The sequence below is a fragment of the Microcoleus sp. OTE_8_concoct_300 genome, from assembly GCF_031383065.1.
Taxonomy (GTDB): Bacteria; Cyanobacteriota; Cyanobacteriia; order Cyanobacteriales; family Microcoleaceae; genus Microcoleus.
Genome location: NZ_JANMZH010000296.1, coordinates 1 through 2,015, shown reverse-complemented (window position 1 = coordinate 2,015; position 2,015 = coordinate 1). Strand labels below are relative to the sequence as shown.

Here is a 2,015-nt window from a genome sequence, read left to right as displayed (position 1 = left end):
TGAAATTTTGTGGCGGTTTATCAAATATACATGGCTCGAAATAGATGCCTACTCTAGCTGGCAATCTCTTGTTTCATCTGTAGAAAAAATTCTTAAAGAGTTTGGAGATAATTATGTAATTAATTTTGCTTAACTACTTATTGATGTGCCTTCTGTTTCGATATCTGTCAGCCAACCGGGGGCCGATCCAGCAGAACTTGAATCTCAAGTCACGAAAAAAGTAGAAGATGCTGTGGCGGGTTTGGGCAATATTGACCACATTATCTCTACAGTTAATGATGGTTATTCTAATACTACAGTCAACTTTTTATTAGGAACAAATAGCGATCGCGCTACTAATGATGTCCGCAATGCGATCGCCCAAATCCGCCAAAGCTTGCCCCAAGACATTAACGACCCGGTTGTCAAGCGAGTCGAATTTGCCGGCAGTTCTATTATGTCTTACGCGGTTGTTTCCGATCGCCAAACCGTAGAACAGTTAAGCGAATTAATTGACCAAAACATCAGCCGCGTCCTCCTCTCTGTCAAAGGTGTGGCTCAAGTGCAGCGAATCGGAGGCAGAGACAGGGATATTCGAGTGGATTTAAATCCCGAACAACTGCAAAGTCTCGGCATTACAGCTACTCAAGTTAATGACCAAATTCGCAATTTTAACATCAATTTACCGGGCGGCAGAACTGAAATTGGCAATTCCGAGCAAACAGTCCGTACCCTCGGCAGTGCTAAAACTATTGAACAGTTGAAAGCTTATCAAATTACTTTGCCTAAAGGCGGTTTTGTGCCGCTTTCGAGTTTGGGAAAAGTTGCTGAAGGCTATGCAGAAGCTCGTCAGGCGGCGCGACTCAACAACAAACCTGTGGTGGCTTTTTCTATTCTCCGCAGTACCGGCAGCACTCTGGTAACTGTAGAAGAAGCGGTGCGGGAAACTGTTAAAAAACTGGAAAAAAATTTGCCGTCTGATGTCAAGCTGGAACTTATTTATACTTTGGCAGACCACATCCGAGATTCTTATGAAGCTTCTTTGGATGCTTTGATTTTGGGGGCGGCTTTAGCGATAATAACTATTTTAATCTTTTTGCGGGATTGGCGGGCAACTTTAATTGCTTCTGTTGCCTTACCGCTGTCGGCAATTCCTACTTTTGCTGTGCTCCGGCTTTTGGGCTACACCCTCAACAGCATGACTTTGTTGGCGCTGTCGCTGGTGGTGGGCATATTAGTGGATGATGCGATCGTCGAAATTGAAAATATTGAACGGCACGTCGGGATGGGGAAAACTCCCTATCAAGCTTCTTTGGATGCTTCTGCTGAAATTGGTTTGGCTGTTGTTGCTACTACGATGACGATTGTTGCGGTATTTGCGCCGGTGGCTTTTATGCCGGGAATCCCTGGTCAGTTTTTTCGACCTTTTGGGGTGACAGTTTCGGCATCGGTGTTATTTTCGCTGTTGGTAGCTAGAACCGTAACTCCGATGATGGCGGCTTATTTGTTTAAGGATAAAGGTCACCATCAGGAACTCAAAAAAGACCAACTTTCTTATCAGTACCGCAGGCTTTTGACTTGGGCGCTGAAGCATCGGGCGATCGTCCTAATTTTAGGTGTAGCTTTGTTTTTCGGCAGCGTTCAATTAATACCTTACATTCCTACAGGGTTTATCGATCGCGATGATACCGGACTTTCGACTGTCTCTATTGAATTGCCTCCGGGTTCTACTTTGCAGCAGACAGATTCAGCAGTGCAGCAAGCAACTCAATTGTTGCTAGCTAATCCAGCGGTAGATAGCGTTTTGGAGACTGAAGGTGCTCCGACAGTTTCCGGGGGCGCTAGCGGCGGGGGCGGCGGGCGCGCTAGCGGGGTGAATACAGCGAGTCTTTACGCATTACTCACAAGTTAAGCTAAAAACACTGTTGTCAATGAGTAATCTTACTCATTTTTTACCGAGATCCCAATTAAAATATGACTCCATTTGTTCATTCATTATTGAAAAAAAATTGTTCGGGACTTCTTTGAGTTCCTGG

The 2,015-nt window shown here is 44.9% G+C and carries 1 protein-coding gene; it reads left to right on the top strand.

Annotated elements, in window-relative coordinates; all coding sequences use genetic code 11:
* The first annotated feature begins 145 nt into the window (after window positions 1-145).
* Window positions 146-1,891, top strand: a complete 1,746-nt coding sequence (locus ACUVJL_RS13680; RefSeq protein WP_445246346.1) for an efflux RND transporter permease subunit — start codon at window positions 146-148, stop codon at window positions 1,889-1,891.
* Window positions 1,892-2,015: the final 124 nt, after the last annotated feature.